The 23,682-nt window shown below is 75.4% G+C and carries 23 protein-coding genes; 12 read left to right on the top strand and 11 right to left on the bottom strand.

Annotated features, from left to right (window positions below; translation table 11 throughout):
- Window positions 1-228: 228 nt before the first annotated feature.
- Entirely contained in the window at window positions 229-858 is a 630-nt protein-coding gene (locus AB0910_RS26575; protein ID WP_366747174.1) for a hypothetical protein, read from the bottom strand.
- A 220-nt stretch (window positions 859-1,078) separates the two neighbouring features.
- On the opposite strand from AB0910_RS26575, the gene AB0910_RS26570 reads away from it, so the two are divergent.
- Together AB0910_RS26570 and AB0910_RS26565 are read left to right on the top strand one after the other, a co-directional pair.
- Window positions 1,079-2,443 (top strand): C39 family peptidase, encoded by a 1,365-nt coding sequence (locus tag AB0910_RS26570; protein WP_366747173.1) that lies wholly within the window; start codon window positions 1,079-1,081, stop codon window positions 2,441-2,443.
- Window positions 2,444-2,584: 141 nt separating this feature from the next.
- On the top strand, window positions 2,585-3,367 hold the full coding sequence (locus AB0910_RS26565) for a TetR/AcrR family transcriptional regulator (protein ID WP_366747172.1): 783 nt from the start codon (window positions 2,585-2,587) through the stop codon (window positions 3,365-3,367).
- 54 nt (window positions 3,368-3,421) lie between these two features.
- Here AB0910_RS26565 and AB0910_RS26560 read toward each other — a convergent pair whose 3' ends face one another.
- The gene (locus tag AB0910_RS26560; RefSeq protein ID WP_366747171.1) at window positions 3,422-3,862 is read right to left on the bottom strand and encodes a hypothetical protein; all 441 of its coding nucleotides are present in this window, start codon (window positions 3,860-3,862) and stop codon (window positions 3,422-3,424) included.
- A 207-nt stretch (window positions 3,863-4,069) separates the two neighbouring features.
- Between AB0910_RS26560 and AB0910_RS26555 the strand changes: the two genes are divergently transcribed.
- The 4 genes from AB0910_RS26555 to fxsA all read left to right on the top strand — a co-directional run bounded on the left by AB0910_RS26555 (window position 4,070) and on the right by fxsA (window position 8,216).
- Window positions 4,070-4,510 (top strand): Lrp/AsnC family transcriptional regulator, encoded by a 441-nt coding sequence (locus AB0910_RS26555; RefSeq protein ID WP_366747170.1) that lies wholly within the window; start codon window positions 4,070-4,072, stop codon window positions 4,508-4,510.
- A gap of 31 nt (window positions 4,511-4,541) precedes the next feature.
- A complete protein-coding gene (locus AB0910_RS26550; RefSeq protein ID WP_366747169.1) occupies window positions 4,542-6,182 on the top strand; it encodes an amidohydrolase family protein in 1,641 nt (546 codons plus the stop codon).
- 546 nt (window positions 6,183-6,728) lie between these two features.
- Window positions 6,729-7,553 carry a polyprenol monophosphomannose synthase gene (locus AB0910_RS26545; protein ID WP_366747168.1) on the top strand — a complete coding sequence of 275 codons (825 nt, stop codon included), beginning with the start codon at window positions 6,729-6,731 and terminating at the stop codon, window positions 7,551-7,553.
- A gap of 72 nt (window positions 7,554-7,625) precedes the next feature.
- Window positions 7,626-8,216 (top strand): FxsA family membrane protein, encoded by a 591-nt coding sequence (fxsA, locus tag AB0910_RS26540; RefSeq protein WP_366747167.1) that lies wholly within the window; start codon window positions 7,626-7,628, stop codon window positions 8,214-8,216.
- A gap of 121 nt (window positions 8,217-8,337) precedes the next feature.
- Here the strand turns inward: fxsA and AB0910_RS26535 are convergent, their stop codons facing one another.
- The 4 genes from AB0910_RS26535 to AB0910_RS26520 form a co-directional block, all read right to left on the bottom strand.
- On the bottom strand, window positions 8,338-8,712 hold the full coding sequence (locus AB0910_RS26535; protein WP_030757047.1) for an RNA polymerase-binding protein RbpA: 375 nt from the start codon (window positions 8,710-8,712) through the stop codon (window positions 8,338-8,340).
- Between the two features lie 268 nt (window positions 8,713-8,980).
- Window positions 8,981-10,375 carry an MFS transporter gene (locus tag AB0910_RS26530; RefSeq protein WP_366747166.1) on the bottom strand — a complete coding sequence of 465 codons (1,395 nt, stop codon included), beginning with the start codon at window positions 10,373-10,375 and terminating at the stop codon, window positions 8,981-8,983.
- Window positions 10,376-10,413: 38 nt separating this feature from the next.
- On the bottom strand, window positions 10,414-11,175 hold the full coding sequence (locus tag AB0910_RS26525) for a glycerophosphodiester phosphodiesterase (protein ID WP_366747197.1): 762 nt from the start codon (window positions 11,173-11,175) through the stop codon (window positions 10,414-10,416).
- A gap of 26 nt (window positions 11,176-11,201) precedes the next feature.
- On the bottom strand, window positions 11,202-11,846 hold the full coding sequence (locus AB0910_RS26520) for a hypothetical protein (protein ID WP_366747165.1): 645 nt from the start codon (window positions 11,844-11,846) through the stop codon (window positions 11,202-11,204).
- 100 nt (window positions 11,847-11,946) lie between these two features.
- Here AB0910_RS26520 and AB0910_RS26515 point away from each other — a divergent pair, with 100 nt between their 5' ends.
- On the top strand, window positions 11,947-13,446 hold the full coding sequence (locus AB0910_RS26515; RefSeq protein WP_366747164.1) for a PLP-dependent aminotransferase family protein: 1,500 nt from the start codon (window positions 11,947-11,949) through the stop codon (window positions 13,444-13,446).
- Window positions 13,447-13,506: 60 nt separating this feature from the next.
- On the opposite strand, the gene AB0910_RS26510 is transcribed toward AB0910_RS26515, so the two are convergent.
- Window positions 13,507-15,177, bottom strand: a complete 1,671-nt coding sequence (locus AB0910_RS26510; RefSeq protein WP_366747163.1) for a hypothetical protein — start codon at window positions 15,175-15,177, stop codon at window positions 13,507-13,509.
- Window positions 15,178-15,241: 64 nt separating this feature from the next.
- Window positions 15,242-15,436, bottom strand: a complete 195-nt coding sequence (locus tag AB0910_RS26505) for a hypothetical protein (RefSeq protein ID WP_345655603.1) — start codon at window positions 15,434-15,436, stop codon at window positions 15,242-15,244.
- A gap of 242 nt (window positions 15,437-15,678) precedes the next feature.
- On the opposite strand from AB0910_RS26505, the gene AB0910_RS26500 reads away from it, so the two are divergent.
- The 5 genes from AB0910_RS26500 to AB0910_RS26480 all read left to right on the top strand — a co-directional run bounded on the left by AB0910_RS26500 (window position 15,679) and on the right by AB0910_RS26480 (window position 21,292).
- Window positions 15,679-16,086 (top strand): ankyrin repeat domain-containing protein, encoded by a 408-nt coding sequence (locus AB0910_RS26500; RefSeq protein WP_366747162.1) that lies wholly within the window; start codon window positions 15,679-15,681, stop codon window positions 16,084-16,086.
- A 261-nt stretch (window positions 16,087-16,347) separates the two neighbouring features.
- Entirely contained in the window at window positions 16,348-17,763 is a 1,416-nt protein-coding gene (locus AB0910_RS26495) for a HEAT repeat domain-containing protein (RefSeq protein WP_366747161.1), read from the top strand.
- 201 nt (window positions 17,764-17,964) lie between these two features.
- Complete coding sequence (locus AB0910_RS26490) at window positions 17,965-19,083, top strand: glycosyltransferase family 1 protein (RefSeq protein ID WP_366747160.1); 1,119 nt, start codon at window positions 17,965-17,967, stop codon at window positions 19,081-19,083.
- On the top strand, window positions 19,080-20,321 hold the full coding sequence (locus AB0910_RS26485) for a glycosyltransferase (protein WP_366747159.1): 1,242 nt from the start codon (window positions 19,080-19,082) through the stop codon (window positions 20,319-20,321). Before AB0910_RS26490 ends, AB0910_RS26485 begins: the two co-directional genes overlap by 4 nt.
- A complete protein-coding gene (locus AB0910_RS26480) occupies window positions 20,318-21,292 on the top strand; it encodes an SGNH/GDSL hydrolase family protein (RefSeq protein ID WP_366747158.1) in 975 nt (324 codons plus the stop codon). Before AB0910_RS26485 ends, AB0910_RS26480 begins: the two co-directional genes overlap by 4 nt.
- A 38-nt stretch (window positions 21,293-21,330) precedes the next feature.
- On the opposite strand, the gene AB0910_RS26475 is transcribed toward AB0910_RS26480, so the two are convergent.
- The 3 genes from AB0910_RS26475 to AB0910_RS26465 are packed head-to-tail and all read right to left on the bottom strand — an operon-like array spanning window position 21,331 to window position 23,590.
- Window positions 21,331-22,185 carry a biotin-dependent carboxyltransferase family protein gene (locus AB0910_RS26475; protein WP_366747196.1) on the bottom strand — a complete coding sequence of 285 codons (855 nt, stop codon included), beginning with the start codon at window positions 22,183-22,185 and terminating at the stop codon, window positions 21,331-21,333.
- Between the two features lie 20 nt (window positions 22,186-22,205).
- Window positions 22,206-22,829, bottom strand: a complete 624-nt coding sequence (locus tag AB0910_RS26470) for an allophanate hydrolase subunit 1 (protein WP_366747157.1) — start codon at window positions 22,827-22,829, stop codon at window positions 22,206-22,208.
- Window positions 22,826-23,590, bottom strand: a complete 765-nt coding sequence (locus AB0910_RS26465) for a 5-oxoprolinase subunit PxpA (RefSeq protein WP_366747156.1) — start codon at window positions 23,588-23,590, stop codon at window positions 22,826-22,828. Before AB0910_RS26465 ends, AB0910_RS26470 begins: the two co-directional genes overlap by 4 nt.
- Between the last annotated feature and the right edge of the window lie 92 nt (window positions 23,591-23,682).

Below are 23,682 nucleotides of genomic sequence, written 5' to 3'. Positions count from 1 at the left end.
GTGCGGTCACGTGGTGTGACAAAAACGGCCGGTGGGAGGCGCCTCTGCCGTGCGCGGACAGAACGAAGCCCCCGGTCACGGGGGAACGACCGGGGGCTTCGTGTCTCGGGCGGCCGCTCAAAAAAGCCGCACATTCAGAACGTAAGACCACCACCGCCCCGCGGTCAAGCCGCGCAGGAGGCAGCCGCGCACCGCCGCGGCGAGCCGTCGCGCTGCCGCGACACGCCGTCACGGAGTGTGAGGGCGAGGGGTGAGTGGGCCGCCCGCAGGGTGAGTTGTGAGCGCCCCACCGCTCACTCGTGCCACTCGATACCCCTCAGAAACCTCCCGCACCAGCGCGTCCGCGTACGGCAGCGACGGGTCGGCGGCGAAGTGCCGCGCCTCGGCGCGCACCCACCCGTCCCAGAACTCCGCGAGCGCGGGTCCGTCCCTGCGCCTGCCGCGCCGCCACGCGTCGTCGGCGCCCCGGTCCATCCACAGCAGCGCGGCGAGCAGCGGGCGCAGCCCGGCCCGGCCGGCGCCCACGCCCTCGACGAGGACGACCGGCGCGGGCGGCAGGCCCAGGGGCGCGGCGAAGCGGCGCGCCGCCCAGTCGTACGGCGCGTACCGCGCCTCCTGCCCGCGCGCCAGCGGTCCTGTCACCTGCCGGGTCAGCCGCGGCAGCCAGCCGAACGGCTCGTCGTGGCTCGCGAGGTCGTCGAGGCGCAGGACCGGGACGCCGCCGAGCGCGCCGGCGAGCCGGCCGGCGAAGGTGCTCTTGCCCGAGCCCGCGTGCCCGTCCACCGCCACCAGACGCACCGGCCCGCACGAGGGGCGCAGCGCGGCGACCGCGCCGGCCAGTGCGGGAAGGTCGTCCATCCCGCCAGCCTACGGGCGGCCGCCGCCGGCCTCCCGCGGGCCCCACGCGCCGCGGTGCCGCATCGCCGCAGGCAGTGCCACTGGTCCATGCCAATGACGGTCGGGGCGAGTCGGCGCGGAAGTGTGGCCCTACGGCCGGGGGAGAGGCGATAGTGGGCCCGAGCCGCACTGTTCGAACAGTCGTCACCGCGTTCGTCGCGCCCACTCCGACAGGAGTCGTATGACCATGCACACCTCGCGCAGAACCGTTCTTGCCGCAGCGATCGCGGCGGCAACCGCGGCGGGAACCCGGACCGCGTCGGCCGCCCCCGCGCCCACCGCCCCGGCCGCGGGCGGCGAAGCCCCCGCGGCGGACCCCGTCGACAACGCCTTCTGGTCCGGCCGCCAGGGCTGGCGCGCCGGCATGGGCCGCGGCACCCGCGTCGCGCCCGGCGGCGCTCAGGGGATCACCCTCGGCGAGGCCGTGGGCCGCACCGACTACGCGGACCCGCACACCGGCACCACCGCCACCTGGGAGTACGCCACCTGGACCGGGCCGCTCCACCGCCCCGCCGTGCCCGCCACCGAGATCGTCGCCCACTGGAACGCCGACACCCCAGCGGGCACCTGGCTCCAGGTGGAGCTCCAGGGGCGGTACACCGACGGCACCGCCACCCCCTGGTACGTGATGGGCCGCTGGACGGCGGGCGACGGCGAGGGCGACATCCGGCGCACCTCGGTCGACGGCCAGTCCGACGGCCACTCGTCCATCTCCACCGACACCTTCGCGCTCGACGACGAGGCGGGGGCGCTGCGCGTCGCCGCCTACCGGCTGCGGCTCACGCTCTACCGGAAGCCGGGCACCCGCGAGGCGCCCGTCGTGCGGCGGCTCGGTGCCATGGCCTCCGCCGTGCCCGCCCGCTTCACCGTGCCCGCGTCGAAGCCCGGCCTCGCGCGCGAACTGCGCGTCCCCGCCTACTCGCAGGACATCCACAAGGGCGAGTACCCGCAGTACGACAACGGCGGCGAGGCATGGTGCAGCCCCACCTCCACCTCGATGGTCCTCGACTACTGGGGCCACGGTCCCACCCGCACCGAGACGGCCTGGGTCGACCCCTCGTACGCCGACCCGCAGGTCGACACCGCCGCCCGCTACACCTACGACTACCAGTACGAGGGCTGCGGCAACTGGCCGTTCAACGCGGCCTACGCGGCGAGCCACGGGATGAACGCGGCCGTCACCAGGCTCGGTTCACTGGGCGACATCGAGACCTTCATCGCCGCGGGCATGCCGGTCATCACCTCGCAGTCCTTCCTCGCCTCCGAGCTGACCGGCGCGGGCTACGGCACATCGGGCCACCTGATGGCGATCGTCGGCTTCACCGCGGACGGCGACGTGATCGCCAACGACCCGGCGTCCGAAGACGACGCTGCCGTCCGCAACGTCTACCGGCGGTCCGAGTTCGAGACCATCTGGCTGCGCACCAAGCGCCACACCGACACCGGCGCCGTCGCCTCGGGCTCCGGCGGTGTCGTCTACCTCTACTGGCCGCCCCGGCCCACACCGGCGCAGGAGCGCGCCCTGAGGTCCTTCGGCCTGCTCTGAGCACGACCGGTGTGTTCCCGGCACACCACCCGGTGTGCCGGGAACACACCGAGTGGTGTGCGCGTCCCGGCACGACCTGCGGTGTCCCGCGGTAACCCCTGGGGCCTGCGGTGCGGCCTTCTCTGACATACTGCCAGTTCCGTGACGGCCGGAGGGCGGGACGCGCAGGTGAATCGTGGTCAGCAGAGCGGCGCTTCGTCCCGGTCGCAGGCTCGACGGAGCGAACTCATCGCCACCGGGCGGAAGTTGTTCGCGAACACCTCCTACGACGCCCTGTCGATGGACGACATCGCGAGCCACGCGGGGGTCGCCAAGGGGCTGATCTACTACTACTTCAAGAGCAAGCGTGGCTACTACCTGGCCATCGTGGAGGACTCCGTAAGCGAGCTGGTGACGCTCGCGTCGAGCGACCCGGGACTGCCGCGCGCCGTGCGGGTGCAGCGCACGGTCGAGGCGTACCTCCGCTTCGCGCAGGAGAACGAGTCCGCCTACCGCACCATCATCAACGGCGGGGTCGGGTTCGACACGCAGGTGCAGGCCATCAGGGACGCCGTGCGGCAGGGGCTCGTCCTCACCCTGGCCGAGGGCGCCTACGGCACGCAGGACATCCCCGCCATCGCCAAGCTCGCCCTGCTCGGCTGGCTCAGCAGTGTCGAGTGGCTGACCCTCGAATGGCTCGGCCACCAGGAACTCGCCCTGGAGATCCCGCGCGACCTGCTCGTGCGCATGCTCAGGCACACACTCGACACCATCGAGGAGTTCGCGCCCGAGTGCCCCTCGCCGCCGCCCGACCCCGACTGGCGCCCCGTGACGGGCCGGGAGCCCGCGGACGATGGGCAAGCTGCGGACGCGAACACGAACACGGGCCAGGGCGTGGACACCGATACCGCACAGGGCCCCGGCGCCCGACCCGAGGACAGCTGAACCCGGCACGCACCGACGCCTCTTGACGGTACGTCAGGGAGCCTTGACGGTGTGTCAGGCAGCCGCGATCCGCGGTGCCGTGTGCAGCGTCCGCGCACCCGCCGGCACCGTCCAGCGCACCGGACGCGAACCGGGGCCGCCGACGTGCGAGAACGGCTGCGTGCGCCAGTCGAGCCCCTGCGGCAGCGTCAACAGCAGCCCCGCCTCCTGCTCCTGGGGCCCGGCGTCCGCGTCGGCCGGCCCGGCGTCCGCCGCGGGAGTGCCCGTACCCGGGCAGACCGAGAGGGTGAACGGGCTCCAGCGGGTGGGGCACAGGGCGTGCTCGGGGAGGGTGTCCTCGTCGGCGAGCAGGGCGATCGGCTGCGCGCAGGAAGGGCAGACGACCCGGTACATCTCGAAGGTGTCGTCGGACCCGCCGTCCTCGGCGGCGAAGGTGAAGTCGTCGAACTCGACGGGCTTGGCCCCGGACGTACCGGTGCGCTTGAGGCTCTGCATGTGGAGTCATTCCCCCTTGGACGGGCCGACCAGGATCGTGTGGTCTCGACCACAGCAAGCACTTCCCGCCGCGTGCGCCGGGTAACCGCGGTGGCCGCCCGGAGCCATCGGCAGGCCCTGTGGTCTTCGTCACACGAGACGTCCATGGATCATCCCACCTCTGTTCCGGCTGTGCCGGGAGCGACCTGGGGGAATAGGTTGACCCGCATGGAGGAGCTGGATCGTCGTATCGTGGAGTTGCTCGTCAAGGACGGCCGGATGAGCTACACCGACCTGGGCAAGGCCACGGGCCTGTCCACGTCGGCGGTGCACCAGCGGGTCAGGCGGCTGGAGCAGCGCGGCGTGATCCGCGGCTACGCGGCCGTCGTGGACCCCGAGGCCGTGGGGTTGCCGCTGACCGCTTTCATCTCGGTCAAGCCGTTCGACCCGAGCGCCCCCGACGACATCGCGGAGCGGCTCTCCGGCATCGACGAGATCGAGGCGTGCCACAGCGTCGCGGGCGACGAGAACTACATCCTCAAGGTCCGGGTCGCCGCCCCGGTCGAACTGGAGGACCTGCTCACCCGCATCCGCACCCTCGCGGGCGTCTCCACCAGGACCACCGTGGTCCTCTCCACGCCCTACGAGGCGCGGCCGCCCCGGATCTGAGCGCGGCGGGACAGGGCGGGAGACTGTCCCCATGAACCCGAGCACCGCCCCCCAGAGCCACCCCCGCACCGTGCTGCTGCGCCGCGGCGAGGTGCACAGCCCCGCAGACCCGTTCGCCACCGCGATGGTGGTCGAGCGCGGACAGGTCGCCTGGGTCGGCTCCGAGGGGGCGGCCGACTCCTTCGCGAGCGGCGTGGACGAGGTCGTGGACCTCGACGGCGCGCTCGTCACCCCCGCCTTCACCGACGCACACGTCCACACCACGGCGACCGGACTCGCGCTCACCGGCCTCGACCTGACCGGAGCGCGCGACCTCGCCGGGGCGCTCGCCGCCGTCCGCGCCTACGCCGCCGCGCGCCCCGCCGACCGCGTGCTCCTCGGCCACGGCTGGGACGCCGCGCGCTGGCCCGGCCTGCGGCCGCCGAGCCGCGCGGAACTCGACGAGGCCACCGGCGGGCGGCCGCTCTACCTCACCCGCGCCGACGTGCACTCGGCCGTCGTCACCACCGCCCTGCTCGACCTGGTCCCCGGCGTCACGGCCCGCGCGGGCTACGCCCACGACGCGCCCCTCACCGGCGATGCCCACCACGCCGTACGAGCCGCCGCGCACGCCGCCATCACCCCGGCGAGGCGCGCCGAGGCGCAGCGCGCCGCGCTCGCCCGCGCCGCCTCCCTCGGCATCGGCTCGCTGCACGAGTGCGGCGGCCCCGAGATCTCCGACGAGGACGACTTCACCGCGCTGCTCGCGCTCGCCGACGCCGCGCCCGGCCCCCGGGTGCGCGGCTACTGGGCCGAGCCCGTCACCGGTGAGAAGGGCGCCAGGCGGGTGCGGGAGCTCGGCGCCCTCGGCGCGGCCGGCGACCTCTTCGTCGACGGCTCGCTCGGCTCCCACACGGCGTGGCTCGGCGAGCCCTACGCGGACGCACCGGGCACCGGGCAGCCGCAGCTCGACCGGGACGCCGTCGCCGCGCACGTGGCCGCCTGCACCGAGGCGGGCCTCCAGGCGGGCTTCCACGCCATCGGTGACGCGGCGCTCGCCGCGGTCGTCGCCGGGGTGCTGGCCGCCGCGGAGCGCCTCGGCACCGCCAGGGTGCGGGCCGCGCGCCACCGGATCGAGCACGCCGAGATGATGACCCCCGAGACGGTCGCGGCCTTCGCGGAACTGGGCCTGACCGCCTCCGTGCAGCCCGCCTTCGACGCGGCCTGGGGCGGCGACGACGGCATGTACGCGGCGCGCCTCGGCGCCGCCCGGGCCGCCACCCTCAACCCGTACGCCGCCCTGCTGAAGGCCGGCGTGCCGCTCGCCCTCGGCTCCGACGCGCCGGTCACGCCGCTCGACCCGTGGGGCACCGTGCGGGCCGCGGCCTTCCACCGCACCGCCGCACACCGGGTCTCCGTACGGGCCGCCTTCACCGCCCACACCCGGGGCGGCTGGCGGGCCTTCGGCCGCGACGACGCCGGGGTCCTCGTGCCGGGCGCGCCCGCCGACTACGCGATCTGGCGCACCGAGGAGCTCGTCGTCCAGGCGCCGGACGACCGGGTGGCGCGCTGGTCGACCGACCCGCGCTCCGGCACGCCGGGCCTGCCCGACCTGACGCCAGGACGCGCCCTGCCCGAGTGCCTGGAGACCGTCGTCGGCGGGGAAACCGTCTTCAGGCGACCGAACGAGTGACGTAGGGGCGCGCAGCGCCGCGCCGCCCGGACCGCCGTGCTCCCCGGCGACCTGCGGATCTTCGTCGCTGACCTGCTGGTTCCCGGCAACGGGCCAGGTGGTGCGCGTGTTGACAGCCGGGCGCCGGGGGCGGGTAGGTTCGGCGAGTCCACCACAGGACGACCGTCCGGCGTTCCCCGCGCCCTCGCCGAACGCCACTGGGTCAGGGGAGGCGTGCCGCACCGGCGCACCTCCGCTGGGAGCCAGGCCCAGCCCCGGCGCGGCGGCGGAGCGGGCAGGTTTCAGCCGGTCGGCGGGTGCGACCCGGGCGGGGTCCCGGCGTTCAGTAGACAACGGCTTTCGGTCGGCCCGCAGCCAGCGGGCCCCAGGTCGGCCCGAAGGACGCCGGGCCCCGGTCCGCAGCCGGTGCCACGGGCCCGGAGCTGCCGGGACGCCCGTACGCGCGAGGGCCGGCGGTGCCGTACGTCGACATGCCACCGTGGAAGCGACCCGCGCGCGCGTGCTCGCTATGGTGGTGCCCCGGCGCAGGACGACGAAGGGGCACTAGTGAACGACGGCGGTCAGAGGCGGTTCGGCCCGCTCGGCTCGGCCTTGGTGATCATCCCGACCTACAACGAGGCGGGAAACGTCGAGGCCATCGTCAAGCGTGTGCGCTCCGCGGTGCCCGACGCCCACATCCTGGTCGCCGACGACAACAGCCCCGACGGCACCGGCCGCATCGCCGACGGCCTCGCTGCGGCCGACGACAACGTCCACGTCCTGCACCGCAAGGGCAAGGAGGGCCTCGGCGCCGCCTACCTCGCCGGCTTCCGCTGGGGCATCGACCACGGCTACGGCGTCCTGGTGGAGATGGACGCCGACGGCTCGCACCAGCCCGAGGAACTGCCCCGTCTGCTCACCGCGCTCAAGGGCGCCGACCTGGTGCTCGGCTCCCGCTGGATGCCCGGCGGCCGGGTGGTCAACTGGCCGCGCACCCGCGAGCTCATCTCGCGCGGCGGCAGCACGTACTCCCGGCTGCTGCTCGGCGTGCCGATGAAGGACGTCACCGGCGGCTACCGCGCCTTCCGCAAGGAGACCCTCGAAGGGCTCGGCCTCGACGAGGTCGCCTCGCAGGGCTACTGCTTCCAGGTCGACCTCGCGCGGCGCACGGTCGAGGCCGGATACCACGTGGTCGAGGTGCCGATCACCTTCGTGGACCGCGAGGTCGGCGACTCCAAGATGAGCCGCGACATCTTCGTGGAGGCTCTCTTCCGGGTCACCGCCTGGGGCGTGGAGACCCGGGCCAACCGGCTGCTCGGCCGACGGGCCGTCGGCCGGGCGCGCACCGCGGGGGAGCCCCCTGCCGAGTCGCGGCCCGCCGAGTCCTCCTGACCGGTCCCGCCCGCCGTACACCTCCGCCGACCCCTTATGCCGTACGGACGTGACGCCAGGCACACTGGAGGCATGACCACCGCCATGCCGCAGGGAACGGCCCCCAAACGCTCGCGCGCCCGCGGGCTGCTGCCGCTCGCCGTCCTCGTCTGGATCGCCCTGGAGATCTGGCTGCTGACACTCGTCGGCGGCGCCACAAACGGGTTCGTGGTCTTCCTGATCATCGTGGCGGGCATCGTGCTCGGCTCCGTCGTCGTCAAGACGGCGGGCAGGCGCGCCTTCCAGAACCTGCGCTCCACCCTCCAGCAGGCACAGCGAGGCGGGGTCACCCCCGAGCGGAGCGCCGACTCCAGCAGGAACGGCTTCCTGATGCTGGGCGGCCTGCTGATCATGATCCCTGGGCTGCTCACCGACGCCGCCGGCCTGCTGCTGCTGATCCCGCCGGTCCGCGCCGTCGTGGGGCGCTTCGCCGACCGGTCGATGGAGCGGCGGATGCGCGCCGCGGTGCCCGGCGATCTCCAGGACGCCTTCCAGCAGGCTCAGCGGGCCCGGATGTCCCAGGACGGCACGGTGGTCCAGGGCGAGGTCGTGCGGGACGACGGAGCCCCTGGCCGCCGCGGCGGCCGCGACGACGAGGGGCCCCGCCCGCCCCTCACCCCCTGACGACAGGGAAAAGCCGCGGGGACGACAGGGAAAAGCCGCGGGCTGCGACACCGAGATCGTGTCGCAGCCCGCGGCTTGTCGTCTGTGCCGCCCGGCGCCCTGCCCGGGGAGCGGTCCTTGATCAGGCGGACTTCCGGCTGTCCCGCGGATGCACCGCGATGTTCATCGCACCCGACCGGAGCACGGCGAGCCGCTCAGCCAGGACCTCTTCGAGCTCCTCGCGCGTACGCCGCTCCATGAGCATGTCCCAGTGCGTACGGGCGGGCTTGCCCTTCTTCTCCTCGGGGCCCTCCCCGTCCACCAGGAGTGCCTGGGCGCCGCACGCCTTGCACTCCCACTCCGGCGGAATCTCCGCCTCTACCGAGAACGGCATCTCGAATCGATGTCCGTTCTGGCATGCGTACTCCACCGCCTGGCGCGGGGCCAGATCGATGCCGCGGTCCGTCTCGTAGCTGGTCACCACAAGTCGCGTGCCGCGGAGAGCTCGCTCACTCATGAATCGTGCCTCCCGGGCTTGTCGCCCACAGGACAAAGTGTCGCTGTCGTCGTCTTCCGGTCAACGTCCGGTCGGCGGTAAAGATTCCCGTTCCGGTGCTGCGTCGCCCGTCGTACCGCTGGTCCTCACTAGGTCTTCGCGTACCCGCCGCGGTCCGGTTCGTCACCTCTGGCACGAGATGTCACCCCGGATTTTCCGTACCGGACCACGCAGGAACGGTACGGCTGGCAGGCCAAACGCGTACACTACCGCCCTTTCGCCCCGGCGTCTAAATCCGTTCGGGCACGGTGTTGCCCGCGTCGGCCACCGCCTGCCTCACCGGTACCCGCGCGAGCAGGACGGAACCCACCACGAAGAACACCAGAAGTGAGACGATCGCCACCCGGTAGCTGCCGGTCAGCTGGTACGCGAGGCCGAAGGCGAGCGGCCCGAGCCAGCTCAGACCCCGGTCGCTCAGCTCGTAGGCCGAGAAGTACTCGGCCTCCTTGCCCGCGGGGACCATGTGCGAGAACAGCGACCGCGACAGCGCCTGGCTGCCGCCGAGCACCAGGCCGATCGCCGCCGCCAGGCAGAAGAACCAGACGGGGGACCCCGCGGGCAGGAAATAACCCCCCACAAGGATGAGGACCCATACGCCGAGCGACCCGAGGACCGTCCGCTTCCCGCCGTAGACCCGCGCGAGCCGCCCCATCGCGAGCGCCCCGGCGACCGCGAGCACCTGCACCAGCAGCACCGCGACGATCAGCGTGGACTGGCCGAGGCCCAGCTCGTCGGAGCCGTAGACCGACGCCTGGGAGATCACCGTCTGGATGCCGTCGTTGTAGATGAGGAACGCGAGCAGGAACGCCAGTGTCAGCGGATGGCGGCGCATGTCCCGCAGCGTCGCGGCGAGCTGCCGCCAGCCGGTGCCCGCCGCCCCCGCCGCCGTCGTCCCGCGCTCGGCGCCGCGGGCCGCCGCCCGCCGGTCGCGCAGCCTGCGCAGCGGCACCACGGTGAACGCGCCCCACCACAGGCCCGCGGAGGCCAGGCAGATCCGCACCGCCGTCGACTGCGAGAGGCCGAAGGAGTCGTGGCCCGAGTAGAGCACCAGGTCGAGGACGAGCACGAAGGCGCCCGAGGTGTAGCCGAAGGCCCAGCCGCGCGAGGAGACCCGGTCGCGCTCCTCCGGCTCGGCGATCTCCGGCAGATACGCGTTGTACAGCGCCGAGGAGACCGGAAGCGCCACGTTCGCCACGATCAGCAGCCCCGCGCCCAGCAGATAGCGGTCCCCGTCGAGGAAGAACATCCCGGCCGTGGCCGCGGCCCCCACGTACGCCGAGGCCGCGAGCAGCGGCTTCTTGCGGCCTGTACGGTCCGCCACCGCGCCCACCAGCGGCATCGCAAGCACCGCCAGCACGATCGATGCCGAGATCGTGTACGCGTACAGCGAGCCCGCGCGCACCGGGATGCCCAGCGGGTGGACGAAGCCCCCGGAGTCGGCCGCGGCGCGCGCCACCGAGGTGAGGTAAGGGCCGAGGAAGACCGTGATGACGCTCGTCGAGTAGACGGAGTTGGCGAAGTCGTAGAAGTACCAGCCGCGTTGCTCGCGTCTGCGGGCGCCGGGGCCCTCGTCGGCAGCCGCTCCTTCCGCCCTGGCCGTCTCGTGCGCGGGCCCGACCGCCACCTGCTTACCTCCCCGTACCCCGTGCCCCGCGCTTCCGGTCAGCGCCACACCCCGCGCGCCTCGAACACCGCCCGGAGCGTCTCCAGATGATCGGTCATGATGCCATCCACACCGAGATCGAGGAGCGCCCCCATCGGATCCGCCTCGTTGACCGTCCAGACGTGCACCTGGAGGCCCCTGGCGTGGGCACGCGCCACGAACCTGCGGTCCACCACCCGCACCCCCGCCTGCTCCACCGGCACCTGCGCGCACACCGCGCCCCTGCGCACCGGGAACGGCACCCCGAGCGAGGAGAGGCGCAGCCCGAGCACGCCGCGCACCCCGTACGAGGTGGCGAGCCGCGGGCCCGCGAGGCGCGCGGCGCGCGCCACCCGCGCCTCGGAGAACGACCCGACGCAGACCCGGTCCCAGCTGTCCGTCGCCCTGATCAGGTCGAGCAGGGGCACCAGCGCAGGCGGCGCCTTGACGTCGACGTTCCAGCGGGCGCCGGGGAACTCGGCCAGCAGGTCGGCGAAGAGGGGCAGCGGCTCGCGGCCCGCGACGCGGGCCCGCGACACCTCGGCCCACGACAGGTCCCCGATGCGGCCGTGCGCGTCGGTGACCCGGTCGAGGGTCGCGTCGTGGAAGGCGACGAGCCTGCCGTCCGCCGTCGCGTGCACATCCGTCTCGAAGTAGCGGTAGCCGAGCCCGGCGGCACGGCGGAACGCGGCCGCCGTGTTCTCGACCCCGCCGGCCGCGCCGCCCCGGTGGGCGAACGCCAGCGGCGTCGGACGGTCGAGGTACGGGTGGCGCGTGCGCATGCGGGTCACGGGCGCAGTATGGCCCCCTACGGTGTCGCACCGGCGACCGCGGGCGGGCGGCCGCTCGCCGCGGGGATGGCGAAGACGCGCAGGAACAGCTGCGCGAGCGGGCCGATCGCCAGCGCGTACGCGACCGTGCCCACGCCGAGCGAGCCGCCGAGCGCGAACCCCGCCGCCACCACCGCGACCTCGATCGCCGTGCGCACCAGCCGCACGGAGCGCCCGGTGGCCTGGTGCAGCCCCGTCATCAGGCCGTCGCGCGGGCCCGCGCCCAACCGCGCGGCGATGTAGAGGCCCGTGGCCGCGCCGTTCAGCACGATGCCGGCCGTCAGCAGGCCGACCCGGGCGGCCAGGGAGCGCGGCTCGGGCACCGCGGCGGTCGTCGCGTCGATGGCGAGCCCCACCACGAACACGTTGGAGACGGTGCCGAGCCCCGGCCGCTGCCGCAGCGGGATCCACAGCAGCAGGACGGCCGCGCCGATGACGATCGAGGCCGTGCCGATCGGCAGGCCCACCAGGCCGCCGACGCCCTGGCCCAGGACGTTCCACGGTTCGAGGCCGAGGTTCCCGCGGATGATCAGCGCGGACGACCCGCCGTACAGGGCGAGACCCGCGTACAGCTGGACGAGGCGGCGCGGCAGCCGCCGGTCTCGGTAAGGCGCAAGGGGCACGGCGTACCCTTTCCATGGCATCGGTGGACCGGTGAGCGCCAGCCTGTGGCAGGTCGGCCGGGGCCAACCATGGCCAATCCGGGGAAGGTGGACCGCACTCATGGCCCAGTGGACGTCGGCGGTCGGCGCGACCCAGCTCGCCAGGCAGCTCGCCGCGCAGCGCACGGCGGGGGCGGCGGTGCCCGCGGGCGGGCGCAGGCAGCCCGCCTACCGCGCCCTCGCCGACGGCATCAGGCTGCTCGTGCTGGAGGGCCGGGTGCCGGTCGCCGCGCGGCTGCCCGCCGAGCGCGAGCTCGCCGTGGCGCACGGCGTCAGCAGGACCACGGTCGCCGCCGCCTACGAGGCGCTGCGCTCCGAGGGGTTCCTCGAGTCCCGCAGGGGAGCGGGCAGCTGGACCGCGGTGCCGGCGGGCAACCCGCTGCCCGCGCGCGGCCTCGAACCCCTGCCGCCCGAGTCCCTCGGCTCCCTCATCGACCTCGGCACCGCCGCCCTGCCGGCGCCGGAGCCGTGGCTCACCCGCGCGGTCGGCGGCGCGCTCGCCGAGCTGCCGCCGTACGCGCACACCCACGGCGACTACCCGGCGGGTCTTCCGGTGCTGCGGCAGCTGCTGGCCGACCGGTACACGGCGCTCGGCGTGCCCACCATGCCCGAGCAGATCATGGTCACGACGGGCGCGATGGGCGCCATGGACGCGATCTGCCATCTCTTCGCGGGGCGCGGCGAGCGGGTCGCCGTCGAGTCGCCCTCGTACGCCAACATCCTCCAGCTGATGCGGGAGGCGGGCGCGCGGCTGGTGCCCGTCGCCATGGCCGAGGGCCTCGGCGGCTGGGACGTGCCGCGCTGGCGGCAGGCGCTGCGGGACGCCGCCCCGCGGCTTGCCTACGTCGTCGCCGACTTCCACAACCCCACGGGCGCGCTCGCCGACGAGGACCAGCGCAGGCAGCTCGTGGAGGCGGCGCGCTCGGCAGGCACGGTCCTCGTCGTGGACGAGACCATGTCGGAGCTCGCGCTCGACGAGGACGTCGCCATGCCGCGCCGGGTCTGCGCCTTCGACCCGGCGGGCAGCACGGTGGTCACGGTCGGCTCGGCGAGCAAGGCGTTCTGGGCGGGCATGCGGATCGGCTGGGTGCGGGCCGCGCCCGACGTGGTCCGCTCGCTCGTCGCCGCGCGCGCCTACGCCGACCTCGGCACCCCCGTGCTCGAACAGCTCGCGGTGCACTGGCTGATGGAGACCGGCGGCTGGGAGGAGGCGCTGCGGCTGCGGCGCGCGCAGGCCAGGGAGAACCGGGACGCGCTGGTCGCCGCGGTCCGCGAGGCGCTGCCCCGATGGGAGTTCGAGGTGCCCTCGGGCGGCCTGACCCTCTGGGTGCGCACCGGCGGCCTGTCGGGCTCGCGGCTCGCCGAGGTCGGCGAGCGCGTGGGCGTCCGGGTGCCGTCGGGGCCGCGGTTCGGCGTGGACGGCGCGTTCGAGGGGTACGTACGGCTGCCGTTCACGGTCACGGGCCCGGTGGCGACGGAGGCGGCCGCCCGGCTGGCCCGCGCGGTCGCCCTCCTGGAGTCGGGCACGGCCCCCCACGCGCCCCGCACCTCCGTGGCCTGAGCCCGGGCCGGGGCGGTGCCCGGGGCCCCGGCCGGCGCCCGAGCCCGCCGGGGCCCGGTGTCAGCCCTCGGCCGCCGCCACCGTCGCCGGGGCGGCCAGCCCCGCGCGCTCCTGCGGCGTCGGCTGCGCGTCCGGCTCGACGGGCTCAGCCGCCTCGCCCGGCCCGGGCCGCGCGGCGGTGGCCCGGTGCGCGGCCTGCTCCGGGGGCGCCTGCTCGGCCGGGTCGTCCTCGCGGCGCGGCAGCAGGGCGAGCACCGCGCGGCGCTCGGCGTCCGAGGCCGCGTCGTCGTACGGGTCGGGCGTGGCGGGCACCTGCACCCGCAGCACCTCGGAGGCGCCGAGGCGCGCATACCCGCGGCCCGGCGGGACGTCCGGCACGGGGGTGGTGTGCGGGGGCGCGCCGAGCACCGACTCGACCACGTCGGCCGGGAGCGCGCCGAGCGCCACCCGCGCGGGGGTGTGCGACGTGACCGTGTCGTCGACCCAGTCGAGCGCGTCGACGTGGTCGGCCACCACGACGGTCACCCCGGCGGCCCTGCCGTGCCGCAGCGGTACGGAGAGCAGCTGCTGCGGGTCGCGACCGCCGTCCGCGGCGGCGAGGTGGGCCAGCACGCTCGGCCGGTCGAACAGCACCCACAGCGGGCGCTTCACGTCCTCGGGCACCGGGCGGCCCGCCTGCCGCGCCTCGTTGGCCGCGACCAGCCGCCGCTCCGTCTCGCGTGCGGTCCACTCCAGCGCGGCGAGCGCCCCGCCGAGCGCCGACTCGACCGCGAGCACGCCGGGCCGCCCGGCGAAGGACGCGAACTCGCCTGCGCCGCTGCCCTCCACGATCACCACGTCGCCGTACGGCAGGGCCTGGAGGGCGACCGAGCGCAGCAGGCTGGTGGCGCCTGCGCCCGGCCGGCCGGCGACCAGCAGGTGCGGCTCGGTCGAGCGGGGTCCCGTGCGCCAGACCACCGGAGGCTCCTGGAGCGTCTCGCCGTCCGCCGTGACAGGGACCGTGCGCTGGACGGACGTGTCGTCGGTGAAGCCGAGCACCGTCTCACCGGGGACGGTGACGAAGCGCTGCGCGGCGATCGACGTGGACAGGGAGGGCAGCACGCTCATCACGAGCCGGTTGGCCTCCTGGTCCCAGGAGAAGTGGCACTCCCTGCCGCGCCCCGACTTGGCGTGCAGGAGCCGCTCCACGGTGGCGCGGGCGCCGGGGTCGCCGTCCGCGAAGTACGGCGGGTAGGACAGTTCGAGGCGGGTCAGGCGGCCCTCGTCGTCGAAGGCGTGGCCGCAGAAGGCGGCGTCCCACGCGCCGCCGTGCGCGTAGAGCGGGCCCGGGTCCTCCGGCACGGAGAAATACGGCACCAGCGCGTCGTACAGCGCCTGGAGCCGCCTGGTCTCCGCCTCGTCGGGCCCGGTCCGCCTCGGGGTGCGGTCGCGTCCCTTCCACGCGGCGAGCGCCATGACCGTGACGAGGGCGAGCAGCGGCCCGTAGGGCATGAGCGCGAGCACCAGCACGCAGGCCGCCACCAGGAACAGCGCGGGACCGCGCCGCTCCCTGGGGGTGCCGGCCCACTTCCGCCGTGCGGACACGGCGAGCAGCCGCAGACCACGGGAGACGGTGATCAGCGGGTGGAGGACGTCGGTGGCGCTGTCGGCGGCCGTGCGCGCCATCTCGCGGCCACGCGTGAGACGGGTGGTGCCGCTGCTCAGAATGCGGGGGAGTGGTCGCCGGGCCACAGCTGTCTCCTGGAGGTGCGGAAGGGATGCGACGAGCGCGGGGGAGGTGGCGGTCTGCCGGGCGTCAGAACTTGATCCCGCCCAGCAGCCCGGCGAGGCTCTCCCCTCCCGCCGTGATGCTCGGCGCGATGGCCGTGCCCGCCAGGTAGAAGCCGAACAGGGCGCACACCATCGCGTGGGACGCCTTGAGCCCGTCCTTCCTGAAGAAGAGGAAGACGATGATGCCCAGCAGCACGACGCCCGAGATGGACAGAATCATGAGTGTTCTCCTGGTTGAGGGGACAGTCACCATGAGGTGTTCCATCCTGACGGAAAGTATCTATATGACTAAAGGGGCAAATGAGTGAAAGGTTGGATTTATCACTCACATGGCGCAGCGGGTGGGCGTGCGGGCCCCGGACCTGCGCGGGTGGGTGCGGAACCCGCCCGCAGTACCCTTCCGTTCAGCCGTGAGCGGCCCGTGCCGTGCGGGCCGGCAGGCGGTGCGAGAGGCGGTCGACGATGAGTGGAAGCCCCACGGGGTCCGAGCCCGACCCCGACGTGGTCGAGCTGGCGGCCAAGGTCTTCGACCTGGCGCGCCAGGGAGCTGCCGAGACCCTCGGCGCGTACGTCGACGCGGGGGTGCCCGCGAACCTCACCAACGACAGGGGCGACTCCCTCGTCATGCTCGCCGCCTACCACGGGCACGCCGCGGCGGTGGAGGCCCTCCTCGCCCGCGGCGCCGACCCGGACCGCGCCAACGACCGCGGCCAGACGCCCCTGGCGGGCGCCGTCTTCAAGGGTGAGGACGCCGTCGTGCGCGCCCTCGTCGACGGCGGCGCCGATCCGGAAGCGGGAACTCCGTCCGCGGTGGATACGGCCCGCATGTTCGGGAAAGAGGACCTCCTGAAGCTGTTCGGGGCCGGCTGACCGGCGCCGCGGCCACCCGTGGCGCGCACCGCGCGCAGCCGGTCACGGGCCCCGCGGGAGGCACCGGGACGGGTCCGGCTAAATGTGGTCGCGGTGGCGAAAACGCTGGGTCATCATGACGACGAGCCCCCACCGGGCCACCGACGAGAGGCAGAGGAAATGGTCTACACCAAGCAGGCGACGACGGCGGGTCCCCCTTGTTGCCGCGCGGCCTAGGCAGGACTTCCGGTTGCGTCGACAGCTTGATGTGAGGCTCTCCCCATGTTCGATCCGGTCATAGCGCCGAGCGGCACCCTGCTCGGCCTGCTCCAGCGAGGCCGCGGCGACGGCACGCTGCACGCGCTCGCCGCCCCCCGGGCAGAGGCGCTCGCCGCCCTCAACCACTGCGTGCTCGACGACCCGCGCCACGACTGGCAGGCGGAGAACCGCTCGCTGTACTACGCGCGCCTCTACCTCGACCTGCACGGCGGCCTCGACGCGATCGACCAGCACCTCTTCCGCGCCGACGACCACCTCGACCCCGGCGAGGAGCGCACCGGGCTCGCGCTCGCCGTGCTCGGCCACCTCGCCTCGTACGGCAGGCGCGACGCGCTCGACCTGCTCCGCCGGTACGCGGCCTCGGGCGCCAACTGGGCCTGGGCCCTCGACGAGCTCGCGCTGCGCGACGACGACACCGGCCTGCGCTCCCTCGCAGAGCCGGTGCTCGCCCGCTTCCCCACAACCCCCGAGGGCGAGGCCGAGCTCGCCGCCGCCGTGCGCGACGCCTTCGAGCCGCGGCCCTGGCGGCTGTGGGCCGACGACGCGCGCGCCGCGGTCGCCGCCCGCGTCAGGGCCGCGGGCGAGCAGGGCTCCTTCGACCGCTGGCAGCGCCAGCTGCGCCCCGCGGGCCCGCGCCCCGGCTGGAGCGTCGAGGCCGTGCTCGAATGGGCCGAGCAGGGCCACGCGCGCGGCGGCGACCCGGCCCTGCCCGCCGCCCGCTGCCTCCTCGCCGTCGCAGGACCCGAGGACAGGGACGCGATCCTCGCCGCGGCCGCCGCCGCGCCCCCCGGGGCACGCGGCGCCTGCCTGCACTACCTCGCCCAGTCCTGTGACCCCGCCGCGCTCGACCTCATCGGTGCCGCGGCCGACGAGGCGGGCAGCGCGGCAGACGCCGCGATCGCCGCCTTCGAGCGGATGTGCTCCACCGCGGCCGTCGACCGCGCACGCGGCTGGGCGCGCCGCCCCGACGCCCTCGGCCGCGCCGCCGCAGGGGTGCTCGCCGTCCGGGGCGGCGCCCAGGACGCGGGGACCGTGCTCGGCGCGCTGCGCGAGACCGTCAGGGCCGAGGGGCCCGACGCCCCCGCGCTGTGGACCCTCGTCGACGGCACCGGCAGGCTCGGCATCGCCTGCGCCGCCCCCGTGCTGCGCCACGTCTACCGTGAGACCGCCTCCTCCCAGCTGCGCGGCCGCACCGCGCGCGCCCTCGCCGCCACCGATCCCTCGTACGCCACGGGCTTCGCCTTCGAATGCCTCTGGGACTGCGAGGAGACCACCCGCGAGATCGCCGCCCTGCACGCGGAGATGGGCGACGCCCGGGTCGCCGAGCGGCTGCGCAGGCTCGCCGCCGACCCGGTCGAGGAGGACGAGGTGCAGACCGCGGTCCGCAGCAGGTTCAACCCGGACGCGCCCGCGCTGTAGCCGGGGGCCGTGCGCCCGGGGTGGCCGCCCCGGGCGCACGGCCTGCGCGCTCGCGCCTGACCGGGGACGACACCGGGGACGGCACGTGGGTCCCGGCGGGACGCCCCCGCCGGGGCGGCGACGTCAAGTGCTCACAGGACGTTCCCCGCGCGGAAAGATCCACGTTGGCAGGGACACGTCCCGTCCGACGACAACACGGGTATGCGTGTCGTCATCGTCACCGAGTCCTTCCCGCCCGACGTCAACGGCGTGGCCCACTGCGCCCTCCAGACCGCCCGGCACCTGGTCGCCCGCGGCCACGAACCCCTCGTCATCGCCCCCGCGGTCGCGGGCGCGTCGGAACACGACGCGCCGTGCGACATCATCCGCGTGCCGTCCATGCCGCTGCCCGGCTACTCGCAGGTGCGGGTGGCCCTGCCGAGCCGCCGCCTGGCCGCCGCGCTCGCCGCACACCGCGCCGACCTCGTCCACCTCGCGGGCCCCTTCGTGCTCGGGGCGCGCGGCATGGCCGCCGCCGCCAGGATCGGGCTGCCCGCGGTCGCCGTCTACCAGACCGACATCGCCGGCTACGCCCGCACCTACGTCGGCACCGGGCAGTCCGCCGCGTGGCGCAGGCTGCGCGCCGTGCACTGCGCCGCCGATCTCACCCTCGCGCCCTCGACGGCCGCCGTACGCGACCTCGCCGAGCACGGCATACCGCGGGTGGCGCTGTGGCGCCGCGGCGTCGACACCGAGCGCTTCAGGCCGCAGCTGCGCAGCGAGGCCCTGCGCCGCTCGCTGGCGCCGCACGGCGAACTCCTCGTCGGCTACGTCGGCAGGCTCGCGCCCGAGAAACACGTCGAACTCCTGCGGGGCGTCAGCGAACTGCCGGGCATCCGCCTGGTCGTCGTCGGGGACGGGCCGAGCGAGACCACGCTGCGCGGGCTGCTGCCGCGCGCCGCCTTCCTCGGCCGCAGGACGGGCGACGAACTCGCCACACTGTTCGCCTCGCTCGACGTGTTCGCGCACACCGGTCCGTACGAGACCTTCTGCCAGACCGTGCAGGAGGCCATGGCGAGCGGCGTCCCCGTCGTCGCGCCCGCCGCGGGCGGCCCGCTCGACCTGGTCGACCACGGCGGCACCGGACTCCTCGTCACTCCCCAGGACGAGGATGCCGTCACCCGCGCCGTGCTCGACCTCGCCCACGCGCCCGTGCTGCGGGCCGCGTTCGGCGCCGAGGGGCGCGCCCGGGTGCGCGAGCGCACCTGGACGGCGATCGGCGACGAACTCCTCGGCCACTACCACGCCGTACTCGACGCCCGCACGGCGGTGGTCGCATGAGCGGCCTGCGCATCGTCAGGATGGCCAACTTCGTCACGCCGTCCTCCGGGGGCCTGCGCACCGCGCTCCAGGAACTCGGCAGCGGCTACCTCGCGGCGGGGCACGAACCCGTCCTCGTCGTCCCCGGCGAGACCGCGTCCGACGAGCAGACCGTCCAGGGCCGGGTGATCACCGTCCCGGGACCCGTACTGCCGGGCACCGGCGGCTACCGCGTCCTGACCGCCCGCAGGCGCGTCCGCGAGATCCTGGAGGACCTGGCGCCCGACCGGCTCGAAGTCTCCGACCGGACCTCGCTGCGCTGGACCGGCGAGTGGGCGCGCCGCCACCGCGTGCGCTCGATGATGGTCTCCCACGAGACCGCCGACGGCGTGCTGCGCACCTGGGGCGTGCCGGGGCTCGCGGCGGGGCGCGCGGCCGACCGGATCAACCGGCGCAGCGCCTGGGCCTACTCGAAGATCGTCTGCACCACCGAGTGGGCCGAGCGCGAGTTCCTGCGCATCGGCGTGCGCAACGTCCTGCGCGCCCCCCTCGGCGTCGACCTGGAGCGGTGCGCTCCGCACCGGCGCAGCGCGGGGCTGCGCGCCCGCTGCCTGAGCGCCTTCGACGGCGACTGCGACGTCCTGCTGCTGCTCGGCTCGCGGCTCTCCGTCGAGAAGCGGCCGGGCACCGCGCTCGACGCGCTCGACGCGCTGCGGGCCCGCGGGGTGCGCGCGGTGCTCGTCGTCGCGGGCGAGGGGCCGCTGCGCCCCGGTCTGGTCCGCAGGGCGCGCGAGCGGCGGCTGCCGGCCCTCTTCCTCGGACACGTCGCGGACCGCCAGGCCATGGCCGACCTCCAGGCCTCCGCCGACCTGTGCCTCGCGCCGGGGCCCGCCGAGACGTTCGGGCTCTCCGCGCTCGAAGCGCTCGCCTGCGGCACGCCCGTGGTCGCCAGCCGCTCGTCCGCGCTGCCCGAGGTGATCGGCGACGCGGGCGTCGCGGCCGCCGACAGCGGCGAGGCGTTCGCCGACGCGGTCGAGGAACTCCTCGCGCGGCCCGCGGCGCAGCGGCGCGCCGCCGCCCGCGCGCGGGCCGAACTCTTCGGCTGGGACGCCTCGGTGGCCGCGTTCCTCGCCGCGCACGAGGCGCAGGCCGCGCCCGTACGGCAGGAGGAGGGGGAACCGGGCGGGCGGCGGCCGGGGAGCGGCCTGGCGTCCTTGCCGCCCGTCGCGGTGACGGGGAAGGACGGGACGCCCGCATGAACGGGGTGCGGTTCGCCGCGCTCGGGGACTCCCTCACCTCAGGGATCGGCGACCCCGTCGAGGGCGGCTGGCGCGGCTGGGCGGCGCTCCTCGGCGAGGGCCGCACGGTCTTCGGGAACTTCGCGGTCAGCGGCGCGCTCACCGCGGACGTGGAGGAGTCCCAGACCCCGGCGGCCCTGGACTTCGGCGCCGACCTCGCGTCCGTCGTCGTGGGGGTCAACGACACGCTGCGCGCGGCCTTCGACATCGAGGACATCGCGGTCAGGCTCGACCGGGTGTGCCGCGCGCTCGCGGGACAGGGCGCCGTCCTGCTGACCGCGTGCCTGCCGGAACCCGGCGCCATGCTCGGCCTGCCGGGGCCGCTCGCCCGCCCGCTGGCGCGCCGTCAGCACGCCCTGAACGCCGTGGTGCACGCGCTCTCGGCCCGCTACGACGCCGTGCACCTGCACATGTCCGACGCCGTGTGGGTCGCGGAGCGCGGGCTGTGGAGCGCGGACCGGCTCCACCCGGGGGAGCGCGGCCACCGCCTGATCGCGGCACGCTTCCACGGCCTGCTCGCGGAGCGCGGGCTCCGGCTCGGCGCGCCGCCCTCGCTCGCCGCCGACCGTCCGCCCCCGAGCAGGCGCGAGTCCCTGCGGTGGCTGGCCACCAAGGGGTCGGCCTGGGTGGCGCGCCGCTGCCGCGACCTGCTGCCCGAACTGCTGCGGCTCGCGGCTGCCGAGACCCGCCACGCGGCCCGCGGCACGACCCGCCGCCTCGACGCGGCCGCCGACCGCTCGCTCGCCCTGGCGCTCGCCGCGCTCGGGCCCGAACCCGCAGGGCCCGGGGAGCCGGTGCGGGACGCGGCGTCCGGCACGAACCCGGAGGACGGCGGTACGGCGGCGACACCGCGCCGCGAACAGGACCCGTACGGCGCGGTGGACGCCCGCCGCGCCCCCGCGCCCACGGACTTCGGCCTCCTGCCGGGGTGAGTCGGGCCCTCTCCGGCCGGGGCCGAAGGGCCCAGGGGTCACCGGGGCGTGCGGGTCGGGACGAAGCGGACCGGGGTGCCCGGTACGGCCTGGGCCGCGGCCGGGAGGTCCGCGGCGCGGACGACGCCCACCACCGGGTAGCCGCCGGTCGTCGGGTGGTCGGCGAGGAACACCACGGGCCGCCCGTCGGGCGGCACCTGGATCGCGCCCGTCACCATGCCCTCGCTCGCCAGCTCGCCGTCCCGCGCGCGTTCGAGCCGCGGGCCCTCCGTGCGCAGTCCGATGCGGTTGCTCGCCGACGAGACCAGGAACGCGCCGTTCGCCAGCGTCCTCAGACCGTCGGCGGTGAACCAGTCGGCGCGCGGCCCGAGCCGTACCCGCAGCACCAGTTCGGCCGGGGGAGCGGGCCACGGGATCGCGTCGACCGGGGCACCGGGACCTGACGGTACGCCAAGCGGCAGCACGTCGCCGTCCCGCAGGGGCGCGGGGCCGAGCCCCGAGAGCAGGTCGGCGGAGCGGCTGCCGAGCACCGGCTCCACCGCGATCCCGCCGCCGAACGCCACGTACGCCCGTACGCCCGACACCGCGGGCCGCACGTCGAGCAGGGCGCCTGCCGGCACCAGCACGGGCGCGCCCCATGCCGCAGGGCGCCCTGCCACCAGGACCGGGCCGGGCGCGCCCGCCACCGCGACCGTCACGGCGCGGTCGGGGCGCAGCGCGCAGCCGGTCAGCGTGGTCTCCAGGACGGCTGCCCCGTCCGCGTTGCCGACGAGGCGGTTGGCGAGCCGCGCGGCGGGCGCGTCCAGCGTGCCCGCGTGCGGCACGCCGAGATGCGCGTGCCCGGGCCTGCCCAGGTCCTGCACCGTCGTCAGGGCGCCCGCACGCTCCACCATGAAGCCGCCCGCGGCGCCGCTCACGCGTCCACCGCCACGAACCGCACCCGGGTGCCGGGCGCGAGCAGCGCGGGCGGCACCCTGTCCTGGTCCCACAGCACCGCGTCCGTCGTGCCGATCAGCTGCCAGCCGCCCGGCGAGGAGCGCGGGTACACCCCGGTGTACGGGCCCGCCACCGCCACGGACCCCGCGGGCACCGAGGTGCGGGGCGTCGCCCTGCGCCGTACCGCGTACCGCTCACCGAGGCCGGTCAGATAGCCGAAACCGGGCGAGAAGCCGCAGAACGCCACCCGGAACGGCGTCGCCGCGTGCAGCCGCGCCGCCTCCCGTGGGTCCACTCCCCACATCTCCGCGACATCGGCGAGGTCGGGGCCGTCGTAGCGCACCGGCACCTCGACGGAGGCCGCGTCCACCCGGTCGGCGGCCGCGAGCCGCCAGCCGGACACCTCGGCGGCGAACCTCGCGGGGTCCGCGAGCCCGTCGAGCAGCACCGTGCGCTCCGCCGGCACGATCTCGCCCACGGCGGGCAGCGTGCCCGCGGCCCGCCTGCGCAGCAGCTCGCCGTGGAGCGCCGCGGTCTCCTCGCCGTCCGCCAGCTCGACCAGCAGCGCGTGGTCCCCGACCCGCACCGCACGCACGCTCATGCGAACGGCTCCACGCGCACCCCCGCCGACTCCAGCGTCCCGCGCACCCGCCGCGCGAGCTCCACGGCGCCCGCCGTGTCGCCGTGCAGGCACAGCGACCTGGCCCGCACCGCCACCCGCTCGCCGGTCAGCGCCGTCACCTCGCCCGCCGTGGCCATGCGCACCGCGCGCTCCACGACCGCGTCACCCCCGCTGACCACCGCGCCCTCCTGCGTGCGCGGCACCAGCGTGCCCGCCGCCGTGTAGGCGCGGTCGGCGAACGCCTCGGCCACCACCACAAGCCCGGCCTCCGCCGCGTGCGCGAGCAGCCGCGACCCCGGCAGCCCGAGCACCGGAAGGCCGCCGCCCGCGAGGAGCACGCCCTCGACCACGGCGGCCGCCTGCCCGTCGTCGTGCACCGCGCGGTTGTACAGCGCGCCGTGCGGCTTCACGTACGCCACCTCGGCGCCCGCGGCCTGCGCGAACACCCGCAGCGCGCCGATCTGGTACGCCACCTCGGCGGCCAGCTCGGCCGCAGGCACGTCCATCGACCGCCTGCCGAAGCCCGCCAGGTCCCGGTACGAGACCTGCGCGCCGATCCGCACGCCGCGCTCCGCGGCCCACGCGCAGACCCGGCGCATCGTCAGCGGGTCGCCCGCGTGGAAGCCGCAGGCCACATTGGCGCTCGTGACGACCGAGAGCAGGGCCTCGTCCTCCGTCAGGTGCCAACGGCCGAAGCCTTCCCCCAGGTCGGCGTTAAGATCGATGCTCCTCGACTCCATTGCGTCATCTTCTCAGGTCAGATGGCGCCGGGGCGCGGCGGGTGAGCGCGGCGCGGCCGGCGCCCCGCGCGCCCCACCCGGCGGCCCCGGCC

The sequence above is a fragment of the Streptomyces sp. NPDC047002 genome, from assembly GCF_040704505.1.
Taxonomy (GTDB): Bacteria; Actinomycetota; Actinomycetes; order Streptomycetales; family Streptomycetaceae; genus Streptomyces.
This window is presented reverse-complemented; position numbering and strand designations above follow the sequence as displayed.